Genomic DNA, 20,323 nt, shown 5'->3' with positions numbered 1-20,323 from the left:
TTGCTCTGCCTGGGGTGGACGCTTATCCCTACGACAACTGAATCCCCGAATCGTTCACCGGGTTTTGCATCACCCTGCTAGGTGTCGGAACACAACGACACCAATTCAAGAAATGGATCTCGCCAGAAGTGCAATTGCGAGCTTCTGGTTTCTGGCTACGGAAGAGTTGGAATTGCGCGTCGCGCAGCTGATCGTCTGACCGCTGCGCGCGGCGCAAGCACATGCAAGGCACGCGGCCAAGTCGCGCCGCATCGCCGCAAGGTGTCGATCAGCGACGTGGTGCGCCGTAAGTCGGTGCGGCGCCCATGGCAGGGCCGCGCTCGTCTTTGTGCCGGAAAGTAATGCGACCCTTGGTCAGATCGTAAGGCGACATCTCAAGCGTAACCTTGTCGCCTGCCAGGATGCGGATGCGGTGCTTGCGCATTTTGCCGGAGGCATAAGCAATCACACTGACGCCATTGTCGAGCATGACCTTGAAGCGGGTATCGGGCATCACTTCCTCGATGACCCCGTTCATTTCCAGCAATTCTTCCTTCGCCATTCATGGCTCCTGTAGGGTGCAGAACCAACCGTCTGCGGCGGTGATTGGGACCGCAACAAAAAAGCCCGGGCAGACCGGGCTTTTCTGAAGCATCGGCCAAAAGAGCCGATTACTCGGGGCGGATGTTCGACGCTTGCTTGCCCTTCGGGCCGGTCGTGACATCAAAGCTCACGCGCTGACCTTCGGCAAGAGTGCGGAAACCCTTGGTCTGGATTGCGGAGAAGTGCGCGAACAGATCGTCGCCGCCTTCGTCCGGGGTAATGAAGCCGAAGCCCTTGGATTCGTTGAACCACTTAACGGTACCGGTAGCCATTTTTTCTAGCGTCCTGATGGTGTTGAATGGGCTTTCGCCGTGCCCGAAAAAATGAATATCAAGACGGAGGTGATCGATAACCGGAGAACCGCAATCAGAACTGATGCGGGGCCTAGCTACTACAACTGCACACTGCTTGAAATTCCGCGAACGTTAATTTTGAGGGCTTCACCGTCTTTTGGCAAGTCATTTTTGGTTGCAAGATGTCGCTTGCATCAAACGCTAGCGATCCAGCCCTCGATGGGGTCAATGTGCCGGGGCAGGCCATAGCTGCCATTCGGTGCAGTGAGGGCTATTGCGGCCTGCGTGAGCGCGAGCGCCGCATCGAGCGAGTCTCCCGAGGCGTCATGGATCAGAAGCTGACGGACGCTGGGGTCAGTGAAGGCAAGGCCGAACTCGCGCTCGAGCCCCGCCACGATCAATTCCCTGCGATCTTCGCGCGCTTGTGTTTGTTTGCGGCGATCGTCGCTCTTGTACGAGCTGGTGCAAAAGCGGCGGGCCAACAATGCGGGATAGGCCTCCAGCGCAACCCGGTTCGGGTCGCCGGCGTGCAGGCCGGGAATGTGCACGTTTGCCGAAAGCAGGCGTGGGGCGCCCTCCAGAAACATGAAACCAACGGGTGGATTGACCAGCTTGAAGGGGCTGTGGCTTCGCGCGGGGAGATCTGTCTGGCGGTGCGGATAACGCTGACCTCGCGGACGTTGTTCGCGATGGTGATCGAGTACCCGCTTGAATTCGGCCCGGCCGAGCCCGGCGCAGTGGCTCGCCAAGGCACCCCATTCCAATGGCCATTCGAGCGCTTCGACCCCTTCGCGCGGGAGCCCGAACGGGAAGTCAAACGCGCCCAGCCACGGGCCTGGCATGCGCAGCAACTGCTCGAACGCGCCGAAGTCGGGGCACCGGCTGATTGATTCGATCTGCAAGCGTCCCGCGAGCAACATGCCGATTGCTGCGGTGATCGGCTTTCGTTTCGTGGGGGCGGAGGTGAAGTCGACGCCGAGAAGCCTGACGGGCTTAGCTGTAGTTGCGATCATGGGCGAGTCGGATCGTCGATGCGTGGATCGCAACCGTGTCGGCGATGTTGCGGGCGTAGCCGCCGGCCATGGCAAGGGCGACCGGCACCTGGGCGAGCTTGCAGGCATCCAGAACCAGCCTGTCGCGTGCCAGAAGTCCGGCCATGCTGAGGCCGAGTCGACCCAGACGGTCGTCAAGGTAGGGGTCGGCGCCTGCGAGGTAGATGACCAGTTCTGGCCGGCTTTTGGCGAACACGGTTTCGAGCCCGCGCGTGAGCATGTCCAGATAGGCGGCATCTGCGCAGGCATCGGGTAATTCGATGTCCAGATCGCTGGTTTGCTTGCGGAACGGAAAGTTCTTCTGTCCGTGGATACTGAAGGTAAAGACGCTGGGGTCGGCGGCAAAGATTGCGGCGGTGCCGTCGCCCTGATGGACGTCGCAGTCGATGATTGCGACTCGCGCGATGTGGGCCTCGTGCTGCATCACGCGCGCGGCAATTGCGGCATCGTTGAACACGCAGAAACCTGAGCCGAAGTCGTGGTGTGCGTGGTGTGTGCCGCCCGCCAGATTGGCCGCGCATCCGTCTGCCAGTGCGCTTCTGCAGGCCGCGATCGTCGCTCCGGCCGAGCGGCGTGAGCGCTCGACCATGGCATTGGTCCAGGGAAAGCCGATTCGCCGGATTTCGGCGTCAGTAAGCTGACCAGCGCACACCCGCCGGACGTAGTCGTCGGAGTGCGCCAGGCGCAGCGCCTCCCGGCTCGCAGCGGGGGCTTCGCAGAAGTCATCCGGGCTGAAGCGGCCGCATGCGGCAAGTTCATCCCGCAGCATCCGGTACTTTGCCATCGGGAAGCGATGCCCTTCGGGCAGCGGCAGAACGAAGTGGTCGGCGTAGTAGAGCTTCACACCAGTAAAGCGCTGAGCGCCGTGTTAGTGAATGCCCTGGTTGAACACCGGCGCCTGGTAGCCGATCTTGCGCAGGCCTTCACTCAATGCACGCGAATAGCGGCGGCCCTCTGGCGTGCGCCGGAACGCAACATGCAGGCTCTTGAGCTCGAGCATTCGGGAATTCATCGCGAGCTGGCCGCGTAGCCGCGCAAGACGCGGGTCGTTGCCCATGAGATTGGCGAAGACTTTGGAGTCGATCACTGCCAGATCGATTCGCCCTGCCGCAAGTTGCATGAGGTTGCTGGCATCGTCGACTGCGATTTCCGCCGGCTGCTCGCCTGCCGAAATGCGGCGATCAAGGCTGGCGGTGTTGATGTAGCCCTCGACCACACCCAGGCGCATCGCCCGAAGATCATCCAGAGTCGCCCATGCGCTTGGCGAGTCCGCACGCTGCGCGAGCCCGAGCGGGCTTTCTCCGACCGGATCGGAAAGCTCAGCCCTGCGGTCCCGGTCGGCAGAGTAGTAGGTCGGAAAGTAGCCAACAAAGCCTTTGCCAGTTTCACCCAAAGCAATGGCATTGGGCCAGGCGTGGTACTCGACGACCAGGCGGTAGCCCGACGCGGCGAGTGCGCGGCGGACGGTATCGGTAACCGTGCCGCCGGACGATGAACGTGCGCTCGCATAGGGCGGCCATTCAAGCGAAGCGAGGCGGATGACACGATCGTCGGCAACTGAACTGGTGGAAATTGACGCGAGAACGACCAATAGCGCAGAGAGCAGGAAACGCATGAATCGGTGCACAGTGGGGTGTCGTGCGTCACCCCCCCCGGATGACGCAACCCGGCCTATGTTACTCAAGTTCCAACGAATTTCGCGTTTTATCGCGGGATGACGTCGAATTCGATGTGGCCCTGCACCGCTTTCAGGCTCAATCGGCCCCGGCATCCCTTGGATTCGCGCTCAAGTCCTGCGAAAAAAGCGGGTCATGCGGCTCAGGGCTTTGGACGCCACCGCGCGATCGGCGGGCGCAAGCTGCTCGATACATGCTGCGCAGTGCGCATTCAAGCGCGTCTGCACCGTGCTTGACGATCAGTCCTTGTAATGTCCGAGGCGTGCTCACCCGTCTGATCGAGCTCTTTTCGAACCCCGTCTGCGAAGCTCTGCGCACCTGCGGCCGCTGGCGCCTTCGTTTTCAGCCCAGCAGCACTCGGCTTTGCCGTGACACGTGACGCGCGAGGAAATCCATCTGGTCGATCAGGATGTTCCGGTTCGAGAGGATCAGGAACTCCGCCTTGTTCGGAACGTAGGGCGCGTAGAGCAGTTGCATGCGCGCTTGCTCGGGCGTTTGGCCGCCTTTGCGTTGATTGCAGGGACGGCAGGCGGTGACCACGTTCATCCAGATGTCGCGCCCGCCTTGCGATACCGGCTTCACATGGTCACGAGTGAGCTTGTTGGCCGACAGGTGGTCCCCGCAATAAGCGCAGATCTGGCGGTCGCGGTGAAAGAGTTCGCGGTTTGAGAGTGGCGGGGTTTGATGCAGCGCCCGTTGGGTGAGCGCTTTGCCGCGAATGGCGATGATGCTGTTGGCGGTGATCACCGAACGGTGTCCGGTCTCGCGCCGCATTCCGCCAAGAATGGTGAATTCATGATCGCCCACAGACCAGGCAACCTGATCGCGTGCGTAGTAGATCACTGCATGTTGCCAGCTCACCCATCTGAATGGTTGGCCATGCACGTCAAGGGTGAGGATCAGCGGCCGTCGCGAATTGCCCGCGACCGTGCCGCGTTCAACAATGATCACGGCGACTCCCTCTCTACAATCGTTCAGAGCATACGCCTTGCATGTGTTAACTCAATGACTTATTCGCTTCGGTCCGCGCTGACTGAGCACAGACTTGTGCTTCGCGCCACGCTGTTTTCGGTGGTGGTGCACGCCCTCGCGCTGCTCCTGTTCCCGCCCATGCAGGGTGGTTCGACCCGTATGACGGTCAGGATTCAGTCACGCGCTGGCGAAGCGCAGCTCGCGTTGCGAGGCGCGACCCAGGCGGTGCCGGCGCGCAATGTGTTGCGACAGGAACGGGCGGTTGAGCAGCTTGTGGCGGCAACAAGTTCCGCGTCAAAGCCCGCGCAGGAAGGGAAGGGCAAGACTCAGGGCCACGGACGCGAGCGGGCCAGGGGCGTCGGTGGCCAGCGGCGGAGTCAAGCCATGCTTGCGCCCGCAGCGCAGCTTGCCGCACCGGCAATCGAATCGGTCGACGGGGTCTTTGATGCAGCCAGCTTGCGTGGCGTCCGGGTCGGGCTTGCCCGCGGCCTTAATGGCCTGGTGTTTCCGCCGAGCATGCCAAGCGGGCGAACTGAAGCGCGGCTGACTTTTGGCAGTGGGGGGCGCCTGCTTGCGCTGGTTTTTCTTGGTGACGAGTCCAGTGCGCCACTTGAGCGCGCGCTTCGTGCGCCGTTGACGCAGGCAGCACAGAGCTTGCGCCTGCCGCCGCAACTGCGCAGTGCCCGCTTTGAAGTGGAGATGCTTATCGAATACCGCGACTGAGGGCTGGATCAGCGCGCTGCGATACTCGCTGCGAGCGCTGCCTGCACGGAAAACGGTGGCGTCCAGCCCAGATCACGCTGCAAATCGCTGATGTCGACTTCAAGCGATTCAAGCAAGCGCTCGGCTTCCTGGTGTTTTCCGGCCAGTCGCAAGGCGGTTCTGAGCAAGGGCTGCGGAACTGGCAGCAAGCGGCACGGGCGTTGCATAGCCGTTGCAATCGCGCGAATCAGCGCAGCGGTGCTGAGTGATTCACCGTCACTGATCAGGTAGGTGTTTCCGGCGGCGGCGGGGTGGGTTGCGAGGCGAACCAGGGCATCGGCGAGGTTCCCGACAAACACCAGATCCCTGCGGTTATGAACCGCACCCAGGGGCAGCCAGTGCCCGGCCTCAACCGCGGCAATCAATCGCGCGAAGTTGGCGCCCACCCCGGGGCCATAGATCAAGGGCGGGCGGACGATCACGCTTTCAACCGGGCCCCCACGCACCACGTCTTCGGCCTCTGCCTTCGATATTGCGTAGGGTTCAAGCGGCGCCGGTGCGTCCTTGGCGCGGAACGGCTTGCCGGGCTGGGTGGCTTCGCCGATGACTTTGACCGAACTCAGGAACACCAGCCGCCTGACCCCGGCGCTCGCCGCCGCGTCGCAAAGCTCGCGGGTGCGTTCGACGTTAACCTGTCGGAAAGCCGCGATCGGGTCGGCGGCGGTTTCATGCATCACGTGCACCCGCGCCGCCAGATGAAAGACGTGGCTCACCCCCGCGACCGCATTGCGCCAATCAAGCGGCCGGCTGAGATCCCCGGTCACGACCGACTCGTCCCAGGGGCCATCACAGCTTTTGCGAACGGCCGCGCGAACCCGATACCCCTGCGCGCGCAGGTGTGGAATCAGGGTTCTGGCGACAAAACCGGTGGCGCCGGTGACCAGCGCAAGGGGGCGTTGAGCGTGTGACATGGGGCCCGATTGTGCCCCAGCTTGGGGTGAAGGGCTGCGCGGCCGGTGCTTGGCCGCGCAGCGTTTGGAGTTACTCGTCGTCTACCGGGCGGAAGGCGGCGGTCAGTTGCTGTTGCATGTTGGGCGGCGCGGGCTCGTACTCCGACATCATCAAGGTGTAGCTGCCTTGCCCGCCGGTAATCGACTTCAGGCGGCCCTGGAAGTCGCTCAGCTCGGCTAGCGGTGCGCGGGCGCTGACGGTGACCATGCTGCCGCGCGCGGTGTCGGTGTTGGTGACCTGGCCGCGCCGCAAGGCCAGTTCGCCATTTACGTCGCCGATGGCCGCTTCGGGAATCGTCACCTCGAGCTCGACAATCGGCTCCAGCACCATGCCGCGCGCCTTGGCGATCGCGTCGAGGAAGGCCTTGCGACCCGCGGTGACGAACGCGATTTCCTTGCCGTCGACCGGGTGGGTCTTGCCGTCGTAAACGGTGACCTCGACGTCATGCACCGGGAAGCCGGCAATCGCGCCGCCGCTGAGCACCTCTCGCACGCCTTTTTCGACCGCCGGAATGAAGGTGCCGGGGATCGCGCCGCCTTTGACGGCATCGACAAAGCGGAAGCCCTCTCCGCGCGCGAGCGGGGCGATGCGCAGATACACCTCGCCAAACTGGCCTGCGCCGCCGCTTTGCTTCTTGTGGCGGTGATGGCCTTCGGCCGGTTGGGTGATGGTTTCCCGGTACGGGATGGTTGGCGGGTGACTATCCACCTCAAGCTTGTACTGCGCGCGCATCTTTTCGAGGATGCGCCCCAGGTGCAGTTCGCCCTGGCCACGGATCACCGCTTCGTGGGTGGTCACGTCGTGCTCCACCGAAAGGCCCGGGTCTTCGGCGGCCAGGCGGTGAAGGATTTCGGCCAGCTTCTGTTCGTCGCCGCGGCGCTTGACCCGCACCGCAAGCCCATAGACGGCATGTGGAATCGGCAAGGGGCGGAAGTGGATCACGGCATCTTCCGGTGCGTCATGAAGCACGGAATCGAAGGTGATTTCGTCGACCTTCGTGATCGCGCAGATCTCGCCCGGGCCGGCGCTTTCAATCGGCGCAAGCTGCTTGCCCTGAATCCGGTAAAGGTGCGCAACCCGGAAGGGTTTGCGACCTTCGCCCACATAGAGCATGGAATCCGGCGTCAGCGTGCCTTGCAGCACCCGCGCAACGGCCACCTTGCCCATGTAAGGGTCCACTTCGATCTTGAAGACGTGCGCCAGCGCGTGGTCGGCTGGATCATGCGTGGCCACAAGGGGCTCGGCCGCGCTGGAATCGCCGTTCGGCCACTTTTCGAAGAGCGGTGGATTGCCTTCAAGCGGGTTCGGCGCAAGCCGCACCACGAAATCGATCAATTCCTGAATGCCGGCGCCGGTGCGGGCTGAAACAAAGAGCACCGGCACCAGATGGCCTTCGCGCAGCGCGCGCTCGAAGGCATCGTGCAGATCGGTGGGGGCAATCTCTTCGCCATTGAGGTAGCGCTCGGTCAGCGCTTCATCAACCTCGACCACCTGCTCAACCAGTGCGCGGTGGGCATCGGCCACCGAGCCGAAGTCCGTTGCCTCGCCGCTCAGGTTGAAGAAACAGTCCACCACACGACTGGCGCCTTGCGCCGGCAGGTTCACCGGCAGGCATTCGCGGCCAAAGGCTTCCTGAAGCTCGGCCATCAGCGTGGGCAGGTCAGTCCGGTCGGCGTCGATCTTGTTCACGACCACCATGCGGCACAGCTTGCGGGTTTGCGCCCACAACATCGAGCGCCGCGCGGTGATCTCGATGCCGTTCTGCGCGTTGATCACGGCTGCAACCGTGTCGGTGGCGTCAAACGCGGCGAGAGCCTGGCCAGCAAAATCCGGGAAACCCGGTGTGTCGAGCAGGTGGATGAGCTTGCCGTCGCGTTCGAAGTGGGCGAGGGCGAGTTTGGCAGAGTGGCCGTGCTCCTTTTCAAGCGGATCGTAGTCGCACACGGTGGTGCCACGTTCAATGCTGCCAGCCTGAGGAATCGCGCCGGCTGAAACGAGCACTGATTCGATCAGTGTCGTTTTGCCGGCGCCCGCGTGGCCTACCAGAGCGAGGGTCCGAACGTCTTGCGGGGTGGTCATGCCTGTCTCCTTTTGTGGGTCTTGTTGTGCAAGACGCTACACCCGCCGTACGGCGTTCAGGTTTGACGCGTGTCAGCGCGCGTCGTGGCGGCGCGCTGGACTTCACTGCGCCGCTGGCGTAGCATCCGCGCCCCTTCAAGACACGCGCCCGCCCATGCTTCAGCAACCCGCCCGCGCCTGCGGTATCGACTTCGGTACTTCGAACTCCACCGTAGGTTGGTTGCGCCCCGGTGCGCCTGCGCTGCTGAGCCTGGAAGACGGCAAACCGACTTTGCCCTCGGCGGTGTTCTTCAACGCCGACGAAGACAGCGTGTGCTTCGGCCGCGCCGCGCTGGCCGAATACCTCGATGGTTACGAAGGCCGCCTGATGCGTGCGCTCAAGTCGCTGCTCGGCTCAAAGCTGATGGATAGCCACACCGAGGTCCTGGGCAAGCTGCTGCCGTTCCGCGATCTGCTGCGTCAGTTCATTGCCGAACTCAAGCGACGCGGTGAACTGGCGGCCGGGCGCAGCTTCGACCATGCGGTGTTCGGGCGGCCGGTGCATTTTGTTGACGACGATCCGGTGGCCGACAAGCAGGCCGAGGACACGCTCGCGCAGATTGCCAAGGCAGTGGGCTTTCGCGAGGTGAGCTTCCAGTTCGAGCCGATCGCCGCCGCCTTCCACTACGAGCAGTCGCTCACCAGCGAAGAGCTGGTGCTGATCGCCGATATCGGCGGCGGCACGTCTGACTTCTCGCTGGTCCGCCTCTCGCCGCAGCGTGCGCTGCTGAGCGACCGGCGCGAAGACCTGCTGGCCAACGCCGGCGTGCATATCGGCGGTACCGATCTGGATCGCGCATTCAGCCTGGCCGAAGTGATGCCGCTGCTGGGCTTTCGCTCGAAGAAGAAAAACGGCACCGAGCTGCCTGCCACACCCTTCTTCAATCTGGCGACCTGGCACACGATCAACTTCTGCTACACCCGCACCGCCTGGAGCGAGTTTCAGGACATGTATCGCGACGGCGCCGAACGCGAGAAGCTCGAACTGCTGCTCAACCTGATCGGCGAGCGCGCCGGCCACTGGCTCGCGCTGCAGGTGGAAGAGGCGAAGATCGCGCTGTCTGACGCGGCTGAAGTCACGCTTGATCTGGCGCGCCTGCACCGCAAGGGCGGCGACCCAGTGCACCCGAGCATCACCCGCACCGCGCTCGATACCGCCATCGCGCCGCTGGTCGATCGGGTCGGTGAAACGGTGGAAGCCATCCTCGACAGCGCCGGCATTCGGCGCGATCAGATCGACACGGTGTTTTTCACTGGCGGATCGAGCGGCGTGCCCTCGTTGCGGCAGCGCATTGCAGCGGCGCTGCCGGCTGCCAAGGCGGTGGAGGGCGATCTGTTCGGCAGCATTGGCGCTGGCCTCGCGGTGGACGCGGCGCGGCGCTACGGCTGATTCAAGCCCGGATCAGGCGCGCACCGCGGTGCGCCATGCAATCCACAGTTTGCGGATCGGGCCGAGCGACACGCGCTCGGTGAGCACCTTGCAGCCATCGGCGCGGATCTCGCGCAGCAGCGTGCGGTAGATCGCCGCCATCACCAGCCCGGTGCGCTGTGCCTTGCGGTCTTCCGCCGGCAGCAGTGCCATCGCTTGCTCGTAGTGCTTCTCGGCGCGTTCGATCTGGAATTCCATCAGCGCGCGGAAGTTGTCCGAATACTTGCGCTCCGAAATCTCTTTCGCGGTCACGCCAAAGTGCTGCAGGTCTTCGATCGGCAGGTAGATGCGGCCGCGGCCCGCGTCTTCACCCACATCGCGAATGATGTTGGTGAGCTGGAAGGCCAGGCCCAGTTCGTGCGCGTACTTCTGCGTCTGCCGGTTGGTGTAGCCGAAGATCTCTGCGGCGAGCAGGCCCACCACACCGGCCACCCGGTGGCAGTAGAGCGACAGACCCTTGAAGTCGAGGTAGCGCGACTGGGTCAGGTCCATCTCCATCCCGTCGATGATCTCCGACAGGTGCTCCTGCGGCAGGTTGAACTGCTGCACCACGGGCTTGAGCGCTTGCCCCACCGGATGCTGCGGTACGCCGTCGTACACAGCGGCGAGTTCCTTGCGCCACCAGGCCAGCTTGGTCTGCGCCACTTGCAGATCGGGCGTTTCGTCGACAACGTCATCCACCTCGCGGCAGAACGCGTACAGCGCGGTGATCGCACGGCGGCGTTCCGGCGGCAGGAAGAGGAAGCTGTAGTAGAACGAAGATCCGCTCGCGGCGGCCTTCTGCTGGCAGTACTCGTCAGGGTTCATGGTTTCATTCGCACGGCACGCCACACGAGGCGCAGCCAGTCGGGTTTTGCCAGTTTCGGACGGTGGCGGAATACATCGTAGTCGGCCGCTTCAATCGCTTCGAGAATCCGCAAACCGCCTTGCACCACCAGCCGCAGTTCCCAGCCAAAGCGGCCGGGTATCGCCAGCGCCAGCGGGGCGCCTGCCAGCATCATGCTGCGCGCGCGTTGCACTTCGAAGGCCATCAGCGCGCGCCAGTTTGCGTCGACTTGCCCGGCCGCGATCTGCGCTTCATCCACGCCAAAGCGCGCGCGGTCGTCGGCCGGAAGATACACGCGGCCCTTGGCCCAGTCGACCGCCACGTCCTGCCAGAAGTTGATCAACTGCAGGCTGGTGCAGATCTGGTCAGACCAGGCCACATGCTGCGCGGTATCCGTCTTGAACAGCCGCAGCATCAGGCGGCCCACCGGGTCTGCCGAGCGGCGGCAGTAGTCGCGCAGTTCGGCAAAATCCGCGTAGCGTGTCTTGCCGACATCCTGGCTGAAGGCATCGAGCAAATCGCGCAGCAGGTTCGGCTGCAGCGCGTGCTCGCGAACTGCCAGCGCCAGCCGTGCGAACATCGGCTGGCTGGGCGTTTCGCCACGCTCGATCGCGTTAACCTCGCGCCGGTAGTCGTTCAACTGCGCCAGCCGTAGCACCGGCGCGGCATCGCCCTCATCGGCAATGTCGTCGGCACTGCGCGCAAACGCGTAGAGCGCCTCGACTGCCGGGCGCAGGCGGCGCGGCAGCAGGACGGATGCGACGGGAAAGTTCTCGTAGTGATCAACCGGCATGGGGGCGGCAGTATAGCGGAGCGCCCAAAACAAACCGCCTGCAGCGATGATAAGGTTGCGCCAAAGCGGCGCCAGCCAAGGCGCTGCAGTGACCTCCCCGCCGGGCCCCCATTCTCGAACCGCACTCTGAGTTCTTGTAGGGGCTCATCGATTCCACTGACTTTCCGGAACTATCGCCGAATGAACGCTGAACACATATCCGTTGGGGTTGCGCGCCGTCTGTTACCGCTGATCGACGAGAGCGATGCAATCGCCGAGCAATTGGTGGCACAAGGCTACGGTGCGTTTTGCGTTCGCGCTCGGCACCTGGATCAATTTGCCCCATGCCCGGAACACTTGGCGCTGTCGCGACGCATCCGACGCGAAGAGGCGCGACGGCAGTTCTGGTTTCACTGCACCGTGCAAAGCAGCGACGCCCCCTTGTACGAGCGTGATCTCTCTTATCCCTTTGAGGGCAACTGGTACGACGAGCTCAGGGCTGGGCACCGGCAACGGATTGAGCAAGAAGGCTCCAGCGAAGAAGTCCGCCAGTTGCTTGATCCGGATACCGAACCGGTGAGTTCAAACATGAACGACGTGGACCCGTGCCGTGCCCGCGAAGCGATTGCGTGCAAGCGTTCATTCGAAGGCTATCTGGACTCCACGGTTGGCCTGGACAAAAAGGTGATCGCGGCGCTTGATCAGATCTGGGAGCGCGGCCTGGTACACACCCTGCACCCGATCGAAGACAACGAAGACAGCATCCTGGCGTTTACGCATGCTTACCTGGCCGACTACCTGGGCCCCCTGGGTTTTCGGCTACTGAAGAAAAGGGCGGGGCGCATGCATTCGCCCGGCGTGCTGTGGGCCAAGAAGCTCTCTGCGGAGCGCGAATTGCGATTGGGCGTCGAGTTCTATCGTTGCTCGATCGGCAAGTTCTATACCCAAGAGCTTGGGCCGGATGCGATCCCCTATTTGCGCCCGAGCACGGTATCGATGGAGTTGGGGCTACATGTGCGCCGCGGATTGACTCGGCGCTTCAAAGCTGAGCCCACTGTGCCGCTTGATTTGGAGAACCTGCTGGTAGCGCCCGTCCACTATCGGTTCTGGAACCCAAAACACATCGCCGCGGCGATTACCGAGTGGTGCGCCATTTATCGGGTTCTTGGCAGTCAAATTGAGGCGGCATGCATAGAAAGTGCCGACCCGGGTTGAGTGTTTGCTTCAAGGCACGCGACGTTTCTGTCTTGAACAGACCGCGCGATCGACCCCGTGCCACACGCAATGCCCATGGCACCAGCGCGTGAACGGGGGGGCGTAACTGCTGCTGGTGGTGCTTGCTGTTCGGCCGTGCAGGCGCGCTTTGCTGCGAGATCGCGGGTCATCGGGGCGGCACCCAGCAGCGCCACACGAACAATCCGCCCACCCGGCGGTCTGACGCAGGCAATCAACGGGAGGACGGATGTCCTTAGCGGTAAGCGGATTGGGCAAGGCGCTGGGGGGCAGGGCGCTGTTTGCGGACTTGTCCCTGGAAATGGCGGCCGGCGAGTTTGTGGCGGTGATGGGCGAGTCCGGCACCGGCAAGTCGACGCTGCTCAACCTGATCGCCGGGCTGGAGATGCCGGATGCGGGGCGGGTGTCGCTGGGCGAGCAGAGCCTTGCCGGGCTGGACGACGCGGCGCTGACGCGCTGGCGCAGGCAGGCACTGGGCTTCGTGTTCCAGGCCTTCCACATCCTGCCGCATCTGGATGTGCGCGATAACGTGGCTCTGCCTTTGCGCCTGAATGGCCGCACGAATGCCGAAGCGCGCGCCGCTGCGCAGGCGATGCTCGATCAGGTGGGCCTTGGCGCCCGTGGTGCGAGCGCGCCGGGCGAGCTTTCGGGGGGTGAGCTGCAGCGGGTGGCGATTGCGCGCGCACTGGTGCACCGCCCGGCCCTGGTGCTGGCCGACGAGCCGACCGGCAACCTGGATCCGGACAACGCGGCGCGGGTGCTTGCGCTGCTGGCTGAGCAGGTGCGGGTGCATGGCGCGATGTGCCTGATGGTGACGCACTCCGCCCAGGCTGCCGCGATTGCCGACCGCGTGCTGCTGCTTGCCGGCGGCCGGCTGCAGCGCGCATGAGGCTGCTTGCCAGCCTGTTCCTCGCCAGCCTGGGGCGGCGCCGTTTCGCGACTGCGCTGAGCCTGTTGGCGGTAACGCTGGGCGTGGCGCTCGGGGTGGCGGTGAGCGTGGTCAATCGCTCGGCGCTCGATGAGTTTTCGCACGGCGTGCGGGTGATCGCAGGCGAGGCGGATCTGCAGATCATCGGCCCGCGCACCGGCTTCGACGAGGCGCTGTTTGCCCGCGTGGCACTGGCGGCCGGCGTTGACGTGGCGAGCCCGGTCATCGAGGTGGATGCCCGACTCGCGGGGCGCAACGAGGCTTTACGGATTGTCGGGCTCGATCTGCTGCGCTCGGTGCGCATCCAGCCCGCGCTGCGCCCGCAATTGGCGGAGGGCACGGCGCAGCGCGATCTGTTCGATCCCGATCTGGTTTTTCTCTCACCCGCGGCGATGCAGGCCTTGGGTTTGAAACCGGGCGATCCGCTGCCGCTACAGATTGGCCTTGCCACCGTACGCTTGCGGGTGGGCGGGCTCGCGGGTGGCTTCGATGCCGGGCAACGTGCTGCGCTGATGGACATTGCCGCCGCGCAGTGGCGCCTGAACCAGCTCGGCCGGCTCTCGCGCATCGACCTGCGCTGGGCCGCCGGTGGCGACACGCCGCAGGCGCGTGAGGCGTTGCGCCAACAGCTGCCGCCGGGCGTGCATCTGCTCGCGCCGGCGCATCGCGAGGCGCAGGCCGAAGCGCTGTCGCTGGCCTACCGCGCCAACCTCACGATGCTGGCGGTGATTGCGCTGGCGACCGGCGCCTTCCTCGTCTTCGCCACGCAAACCCTGTCGGTGGTGCGGCGCGAATCCGAATTTGCGCTGATGCGCGCGCTGGGGGTGACGCAGCGGCAGTTGCTGGGCGGCGTGCTGGGTGAGGGCGCCTTGATCGGCTTGCTCGGCGGCGTGGCGGGCGTGGCGCTCGGTTACCTGCTCGCGGGCTTCGCGCTGAAGCTGCTGGGCGGCGATCTGGGCGCCGGGTACTTCGCCGGCTCGCGCCCGCGGCTCCATCTGGATTGGGGGGCGAGTGCCGCGTTTCTGCTGCTGGGCTTTGCCGCGTCGGTGCTTGGTTCACTCTGGCCAGCCTTGCACGCGGCGCGCGCGGCGATTGCGCCTGCGCTGCGCAGCGGCCACAACCCGGCGCCGCCGCCGATTGCGGTGCATCACCTTGGCGTGATCGCCCTGCTGCTGGCGGGGGCGGGGCTGGCTTACCTGCCGCCGGTGTTCGGCTTGCCGGCGGGGGGCTACCTGGCGGTGGCCTGCCTGCTGGCGGCAGGGGTGCTGAGTCTGCCGGCTGTGGCGCATGGCTTGATGCGTGTGCTCGAACCTTTGCCGGGGCTGGTCTTCGGCTTGGCGCGGGCGCGCGTGGCGGGCGCATCCGCGAACGCGGTGATCGCCGCAGGCGGCGTGCTGGCGAGCGTGGCACTGGCGGTGTCAATGGCGATCATGGTGGCTTCCTTCCGCGATTCGGTGGATGCATGGTTGGCACGCGTGCTGCCGGCGGATCTGTATGTGCGCAGCAGCGGCGGTGGCGCACAGGGTGGACTAGGGCTGGATGCCGTGGCACGCATCGCGGCACTGCCGGGCATCGCGCGGATGGATACGATCCGCCATGAGCAGTTGCGGCTACGGGCCGAAGGCCTGCCGGTGGCGTTGATCGCGCGCCCGATTCCCGCTGCCGGCGCAGGGGCGGTGTTCCCGATGCGCGAGCAGAGGGCGGTGGCCGGCGATGCGATCTGGATCTCGGAAGCGATGGTCGATCTCTACGGCTGGCGGCCCGGTACGGTGGTCGAGCTGCCGCTTGGCGGCGCGCTGCATCGCTTTGTGGTGGGCGGCGTGTGGCGCGACTACGCGCGGCAAAGCGGCGCGATCCTGATCGACCTTGCCCGCTACCGCGCGCTGACCGGCGACAAGCTGGTCAACGACGTCGCACTCTGGTTGAAGCCCGGTACAGCTGACACCGCCTTGCGTGCTGCGCTGCGCGGCGCCTTCGGCGAGCAGATCGAAATCGGCAGTGCGGGCGAGATCCGCGCGATCAGCCTCGCGCTGTTCGACCGCACCTTCGCGGTGACCTACGCGCTGGAGGCCTGCGCGGTACTGATCGGGCTGTTCGGCATTGCGGCCAGCTTCGCGGCGCTCGCCGCCGCCCGGCGGCGCGAGTTCGGCATGCTGCGCCACATCGGTGTGACGCGTCGGCAGATCGGCGCGATGCTCGCGTGGGAAGGGGCGCTGGTTGCCGCGATTGGCGTGCTGAGCGGGCTGCTGACCGGCGCGGCTATCAGCGTGGTGCTGATCTACGTGGTCAACCGCCAGAGCTTTCACTGGAGCATGGATTACAGCGTGCCCGCAGGCAGCCTTGCGGTGTTTGCGCTGGCGATGATCGCCGCCGCGGCGGTGGCCGCATTCCTGGCCGGCGCGCAGGCGATGCGCCAGAACGCGGTGAGCGCGGTGAGGGAGGACGCCTGATGCACCTGTCTCGCCGCCAACTGCTGAGCCTGCTTGCCGCGCTGCCGCTGGCGCCCGCGCGCGCTGCGTCGCCGGCGTATCCGCTCGTGCGCCCGCGTGCGCTGAGCTTCCCCGCCGACCACGGCGCGCACCCGGATCACCGCATCGAGTGGTGGTACCTCACCGGCTGGCTGGAAGCGCCCGGCGTGCCCGAATTCGGCTTCCAGATCACCTTCTTCCAGATCCGACCCGGCGTGGCAGAGGCCAACCCGAGCCGCTTCGCGCCACATCACTTGATCATCGCGCACGCGGCCTTGGCGTGGCCTGAAAGCAAGCGTTTGCTGCATGAAGCGCGCAGTGCGCGGGCGGGCTTCGGCCTCGTCGAGGCGCGCGTCGGTGACTGCGACGTGCGGCTCGACCGCTGGCGCTTGTGGCGCGAGGGCACTGCGTTCCGCGCGCTGATTCCGGCCGGTGAATTTGAACTGGCATTGAACTTCGGCCCGACCGGGGCGCCGCTACTGCATGGCGATGGCGGCTACAGCCAGAAGGCGCCGGGGGCCGAGCACGCAAGTCAGTACGTCAGCCTGGTGCAACTGCCGGTGAGCGGATCGGTGCAAGTGGGCGGCCGGCAACTCAAAGTCAGCGGCCGCGCGTGGTTTGACCACGAATGGTCCAGCAGCCTGATGCATCCGCAAGCCGCCGGTTGGGACTGGACCGGCATCAACCTCGCCGACGGCGGCGCGCTGATGCTCTTCCGCATGCGCGACCAGCGTGGTGCCGCCTTGTGGCATGGCGGCACCCTGCGCTCCCCGAACGGCTTGGCCCAGCACTTCGGGCCAGACGAAATTGTTTGGCAAACCCTGCGCGAATGGCGCAGTGAGCGCAGTGGGGTGCTTTGGCCGGTAGAGCAGTCTGTTGCTTTTGCCGGGCGCCGCCTGCGTCTGTTGCCACTGATGGATGACCAGGAACTCGACAGTCGCAGTTCCACCGGCGCGATCTACTGGGAGGGCGCCGTAAGGGCGATCGAACAGGGGCGCGAGATGGGCCGCGGTTATCTTGAACTGACGGGGTACGACAAAGCGCTAAAGCTCTAAGGAAGGCCTGAATAAGTGGCTGCGACGGCGCATCGCTGCGTTGCGGCGTGCTCGCTCCCGCGCCTATCCCTTTGATATGTCTTGGTCGCTGCGCGCGCCGCGCCTTGCGCTGCATCCCTCTCGCTCACTTATTCAGACCTTCCCTCAGCAGCGTGGCCGGATTGCGGTTTGGGCTGCGCTACGGTGATTATCAGCATTGGGATGCGCCTCGCCCGCGCCAGATTTGCGCGATAAAGTGAGGGCGCCACCGCGCTTTGCGGCTTACCTGCGTGACGAGCGAATCAAATGAGCAAACTCAAACTGATCTCATGGCCAGTGCTGGTGCCCCCGCTTGCCAGTGCAGTCTTGTGGTGGGCGAGCGGGGCGGGTCTTGGCACGATGGCCATGCTGGTTTGCGTGTCGGCACTCTTCGCCGCCGTGATTGCCGGGGTGCACCACGCCGAAGTGGTGGCGCATCGTCTGGGGGAACCACTCGGTACGCTGGTGCTGGCCTTGACCGTGACGGTGATCGAAGCGGCCCTGATCCTGGCGCTGATGATGTCGGGCGGGCCGGAGAAGGCAGTGCTTGCTCGTGACTCGATCTTTTCGGCGGTGATGATCATCTGCAACGGGGTCATGGGCATCTGCCTGTTGCTGGGCGCCTTGCGCCACCATGTGCAGTCGTTCCGGGCCGAAGGCGCCGGGCCGGAACTGGCGGCCTTGATCACCCTGAGCACGCTCGTCCTGGTTTTGCCGGTGTTCACCACCAGCGCGCCAGAGGGTGTGTATAGCACCCGCCAACTGGTGTTCGCGGCGGTTGTCTCGCTGGTGTTGTGGGCGGTCTTCGTCTTTGCGCGCACGGTGCGGCATCGCGACTACTTTCTGCCTGAAACCGGCTTGGGTGATGCCGACGAGCACGCCGTGCCACCTTCGAATGCCGAAACATGGCTGAGCTTTGTCTTGATGCTCGTGTCGCTCGTGGCTTTGATCGGGCTGGCCAAGCTCCTTTCGTCGCCGGCCGAGGCCTGGATTCGCGCGGTGGGCGCGCCGCCCGCGACGATCGGCATTCTGATTGCCTTCGTCGTACTGCTGCCGGAAACCTCTGCCGCCGTGCGTGCAGCCCTGGCAAACCGGCTGCAATCGAGCATGAACCTGGCGATGGGGTCGGCCTTGGCGAGCATAGGCCTGACCGTGCCGGTGGTGGTTGTGGCGGCGATCCTGTTCGAACTGCCGCTCGTGCTCGGCCTCGCTCCGAAAGACCTCGTGCTGTTTGCGCTGACCGCAGTGGTGTCGACCGTCACGCTGGTCACCGGGCGTACCAACGTCACCCACGGGGCGGTGCATCTGGTCTTGTTCGCCGTGTTCGTCTTCCTCGCCTTTGAACCCTGAAGGCCCGGTTCGGCGTTCAGGGTAGCGACTGTCTGAACCTTTAAGCGAGCGCGGACGCAGCCCGGTGGCGTGGCAGGCCTCCGGGCATCGGGCGACGTCCGCATGGGCTCACGCGTTCGCGCGACGGGCTACCAAGGAGGGCGGGGCCTGAATGCCCATCGAAACGTAGATCGAAGTCCAGCGTTCGATTCCAACCTCGGCTGGGCTGACCCATTCCGCCCGCACATAGATGAGGCCGCCGCCAATCGGCACCGGCGCAGTGGGCACCAACACGGCGAGGAAGTCCTCGCCCTTCAGCGAGACCGGCTCCGGATTCGCCAGCAAGCCCAGCACCGCAACACCGCCTTCGCCGAAGAAGCACCACACCGGCGTCATCGCCGCGATGTCGGCCTGTTGGCCGGACTTGTCGATCAGCCCGACGAAGCGCTGCGCCGTCGAATAAACAGTGCCTACCAGAGGCACCCGCTTGAGCAGGCGATCGAGAAACTGCTCCAGCGGCCCCTTCAAGCCCAACTGCACCGCCAGGCCCAGGAAGTAGATCGCAACCATCAAGAGCGCGGTTCCGATCAGGTAAGCCAGCACTGGATGCTCGGCAAAGCCACGTCCGACCAGGGCAAAGCTGTGTCCGACGAGACTTCCGGGGCCGATCAGTCGATTGATGAGGCTGAACAGCCAGCCCAGCAAGGCAATCGTCAAAGTAATCGGGAGCAGGGCTAGCACGCCCGCCAGCCATGTCCCGGCGAGGCTTTTCAAGTTTCTTTTGATCATCAGGCAATACGAAGAGGTTCAAAGTTGATTGTTGGGGCCGGCCCAGGCGTGCTCCGCTTGGGCGGCGATGCCGCACGTGCATCAGCGTGCCAGTATAGGTGCAGGGCCAAGCGTAGTTGCCGGGCGTGCCCGTGGCGGACCAGCGGCCATTGCGTCTGGCGTGGGAAAGGCCGTTGCGATTGCGTGAACTGGCCCCTGCAAGGGTCGGTACTGCGTGGGCGCTTCGAGAAACCGGAATAGGCCAGCGAAACTCGCTCGCCCTTCGCTCGTGGTGTGGCCCTAGCGTCAAAGCGTTGTCTTGGCTATACCGGAGTGGAAATCGGACAAAAGCTGCGACCAACTGGAGCCTTACGTATGCCATACGTTGCGAGATTCTGCGATCAGACCAGTGTTGTTGAGGCAAGCTACACCGGGCAAGTTACAAGCCGCGACCTCAAGCTGGCTGCTCAGGAGATTCTCGAATTGCTGAAGTTGCATGGGGTATCGCGGGTTCTTGCTGATTGCTCTGACATGGTTGGCGGACACACGGTTTTCGATCTGTATGCGCTCGCAGATTGGCTTAAGCACACGGCCCCTTACGTGCGTGAGGCCGTCGTTCTGTCGAGAACCGATCATGCCGATGAAGCAGTGCAATTCTGGGCAACGACATGCCGGAATCGGGGCATTGCTGTCCGTGTGTTCAGAGATCGGGATTCGGCGCGGGAGTGGTTGCACAGGTTCCCGCGATCGCAGAACTGATTGAAGCTCTCATGTTCAGGCTGCGGTTGTGATGGATGAGCGTCTCTCGCGCTTTGGAGAACCGCTGCGCGAGCTGAACCTTGGCGTTTCCATGCGTCCGCATCGCCCTCGAACCCGGCTACCCGCCCGACAGCCCCTAGCAGCACGCCTGGTCCGGTTGAATCCTGGGGCCGGGGCAAGTGGGGAATGGGACCGTTCGGTTTGTGTTTGAGGCGTCGAACGAGAGCTGATAGTCGGAACGAAATGCCGCCCTGATGGGCTAATGCCAGTCAGTTAAGCCCGTAGGCCCGCTGATCCGGTAAAAAGGGAACGTGTTGAACACGTTCCCTTTT

At 64.5% G+C, this 20,323-nt stretch carries 20 protein-coding genes; 9 read left to right on the top strand and 11 right to left on the bottom strand.

Annotated features, from left to right (window positions below):
- Positions 1-199 (top strand): hypothetical protein (locus OPU71_RS20345; protein WP_267729905.1); only part of this gene is annotated, 199 nt, incomplete at its 5' end.
- Between the two features lie 69 nt (positions 200-268).
- On the opposite strand, the gene infA is transcribed toward OPU71_RS20345, so the two are convergent.
- From infA to OPU71_RS20315, 6 genes are all read right to left on the bottom strand, one after another.
- Positions 269-541 (bottom strand): translation initiation factor IF-1, encoded by a 273-nt coding sequence (infA, locus tag OPU71_RS20340; RefSeq protein WP_267729904.1) that lies wholly within the window; start codon positions 539-541, stop codon positions 269-271.
- 109 nt (positions 542-650) lie between these two features.
- The gene (locus tag OPU71_RS20335) at positions 651-854 is read right to left on the bottom strand and encodes a cold-shock protein (protein WP_267729903.1); all 204 of its coding nucleotides are present in this window, start codon (positions 852-854) and stop codon (positions 651-653) included.
- A gap of 215 nt (positions 855-1,069) precedes the next feature.
- A complete protein-coding gene (locus OPU71_RS20330) occupies positions 1,070-1,921 on the bottom strand; it encodes a DUF429 domain-containing protein (RefSeq protein ID WP_267729902.1) in 852 nt (283 codons plus the stop codon).
- A complete protein-coding gene (locus OPU71_RS20325; RefSeq protein WP_267729901.1) occupies positions 1,869-2,771 on the bottom strand; it encodes a histone deacetylase in 903 nt (300 codons plus the stop codon). The genes OPU71_RS20330 and OPU71_RS20325 overlap by 53 nt, the downstream gene beginning before the upstream one ends.
- Before the next feature lie 24 nt (positions 2,772-2,795).
- The gene (locus OPU71_RS20320; protein ID WP_267729900.1) at positions 2,796-3,542 is read right to left on the bottom strand and encodes a substrate-binding periplasmic protein; all 747 of its coding nucleotides are present in this window, start codon (positions 3,540-3,542) and stop codon (positions 2,796-2,798) included.
- A 403-nt stretch (positions 3,543-3,945) separates the two neighbouring features.
- Positions 3,946-4,554, bottom strand: coding sequence for an HNH endonuclease (locus OPU71_RS20315; protein WP_267729899.1), 609 nt, complete (start codon positions 4,552-4,554; stop codon positions 3,946-3,948).
- A 405-nt stretch (positions 4,555-4,959) separates the two neighbouring features.
- On the opposite strand from OPU71_RS20315, the gene OPU71_RS20310 reads away from it, so the two are divergent.
- Entirely contained in the window at positions 4,960-5,298 is a 339-nt protein-coding gene (locus tag OPU71_RS20310; protein ID WP_267729898.1) for a hypothetical protein, read from the top strand.
- Between the two features lie 8 nt (positions 5,299-5,306).
- On the opposite strand, the gene OPU71_RS20305 is transcribed toward OPU71_RS20310, so the two are convergent.
- Positions 5,307-6,248, bottom strand: a complete 942-nt coding sequence (locus OPU71_RS20305; protein ID WP_267729897.1) for an NAD-dependent epimerase/dehydratase family protein — start codon at positions 6,246-6,248, stop codon at positions 5,307-5,309.
- A gap of 70 nt (positions 6,249-6,318) precedes the next feature.
- Positions 6,319-8,367, bottom strand: a complete 2,049-nt coding sequence (fusA, locus tag OPU71_RS20300; RefSeq protein ID WP_267729896.1) for an elongation factor G — start codon at positions 8,365-8,367, stop codon at positions 6,319-6,321.
- 154 nt (positions 8,368-8,521) lie between these two features.
- Here fusA and OPU71_RS20295 point away from each other — a divergent pair, with 154 nt between their 5' ends.
- A complete protein-coding gene (locus OPU71_RS20295) occupies positions 8,522-9,796 on the top strand; it encodes an Hsp70 family protein (RefSeq protein WP_267729895.1) in 1,275 nt (424 codons plus the stop codon).
- Between the two features lie 12 nt (positions 9,797-9,808).
- Here the strand turns inward: OPU71_RS20295 and hpnD are convergent, their stop codons facing one another.
- Complete coding sequence (gene hpnD, locus OPU71_RS20290) at positions 9,809-10,642, bottom strand: presqualene diphosphate synthase HpnD (protein ID WP_267729894.1); 834 nt, start codon at positions 10,640-10,642, stop codon at positions 9,809-9,811.
- On the bottom strand, positions 10,639-11,454 hold the full coding sequence (gene hpnC, locus OPU71_RS20285) for a squalene synthase HpnC (RefSeq protein ID WP_267729893.1): 816 nt from the start codon (positions 11,452-11,454) through the stop codon (positions 10,639-10,641). The genes hpnD and hpnC overlap by 4 nt, the downstream gene beginning before the upstream one ends.
- A 264-nt stretch (positions 11,455-11,718) precedes the next feature.
- Here hpnC and OPU71_RS20280 point away from each other — a divergent pair, with 264 nt between their 5' ends.
- The 5 genes from OPU71_RS20280 to OPU71_RS20260 all read left to right on the top strand — a co-directional run bounded on the left by OPU71_RS20280 (position 11,719) and on the right by OPU71_RS20260 (position 18,485).
- Positions 11,719-12,648, top strand: coding sequence for a hypothetical protein (locus OPU71_RS20280; RefSeq protein ID WP_267729892.1), 930 nt, complete (start codon positions 11,719-11,721; stop codon positions 12,646-12,648).
- Positions 12,649-12,895: 247 nt separating this feature from the next.
- A complete protein-coding gene (locus OPU71_RS20275; protein ID WP_267729891.1) occupies positions 12,896-13,555 on the top strand; it encodes an ABC transporter ATP-binding protein in 660 nt (219 codons plus the stop codon).
- Positions 13,552-16,044: an FtsX-like permease family protein gene (locus OPU71_RS20270; RefSeq protein WP_267729890.1), complete on the top strand. Its 2,493-nt coding sequence runs from the start codon at positions 13,552-13,554 to the stop codon at positions 16,042-16,044. The genes OPU71_RS20275 and OPU71_RS20270 overlap by 4 nt, the downstream gene beginning before the upstream one ends.
- Positions 16,044-17,117 carry a carotenoid 1,2-hydratase gene (locus OPU71_RS20265; protein WP_267729889.1) on the top strand — a complete coding sequence of 358 codons (1,074 nt, stop codon included), beginning with the start codon at positions 16,044-16,046 and terminating at the stop codon, positions 17,115-17,117. Before OPU71_RS20270 ends, OPU71_RS20265 begins: the two co-directional genes overlap by 1 nt.
- A gap of 285 nt (positions 17,118-17,402) precedes the next feature.
- A complete protein-coding gene (locus OPU71_RS20260) occupies positions 17,403-18,485 on the top strand; it encodes a calcium:proton antiporter (protein ID WP_267729888.1) in 1,083 nt (360 codons plus the stop codon).
- A 108-nt stretch (positions 18,486-18,593) separates the two neighbouring features.
- Here the strand turns inward: OPU71_RS20260 and OPU71_RS20255 are convergent, their stop codons facing one another.
- The gene (locus OPU71_RS20255) at positions 18,594-19,253 is read right to left on the bottom strand and encodes a DUF502 domain-containing protein (RefSeq protein WP_267729887.1); all 660 of its coding nucleotides are present in this window, start codon (positions 19,251-19,253) and stop codon (positions 18,594-18,596) included.
- A gap of 354 nt (positions 19,254-19,607) precedes the next feature.
- On the opposite strand from OPU71_RS20255, the gene OPU71_RS21400 reads away from it, so the two are divergent.
- Positions 19,608-19,991 carry an STAS/SEC14 domain-containing protein gene (locus OPU71_RS21400; protein ID WP_420712409.1) on the top strand — a complete coding sequence of 128 codons (384 nt, stop codon included), beginning with the start codon at positions 19,608-19,610 and terminating at the stop codon, positions 19,989-19,991.
- The last annotated feature ends 332 nt before the right edge of the window (positions 19,992-20,323 follow it).

This window comes from Niveibacterium sp. 24ML (assembly GCF_026586805.1).
GTDB lineage: Bacteria > Pseudomonadota > Gammaproteobacteria > Burkholderiales > Rhodocyclaceae > Niveibacterium.
Note: the sequence above shows the minus strand (reverse complement) of the source record. Positions and strands in the feature narration are given on the sequence as shown.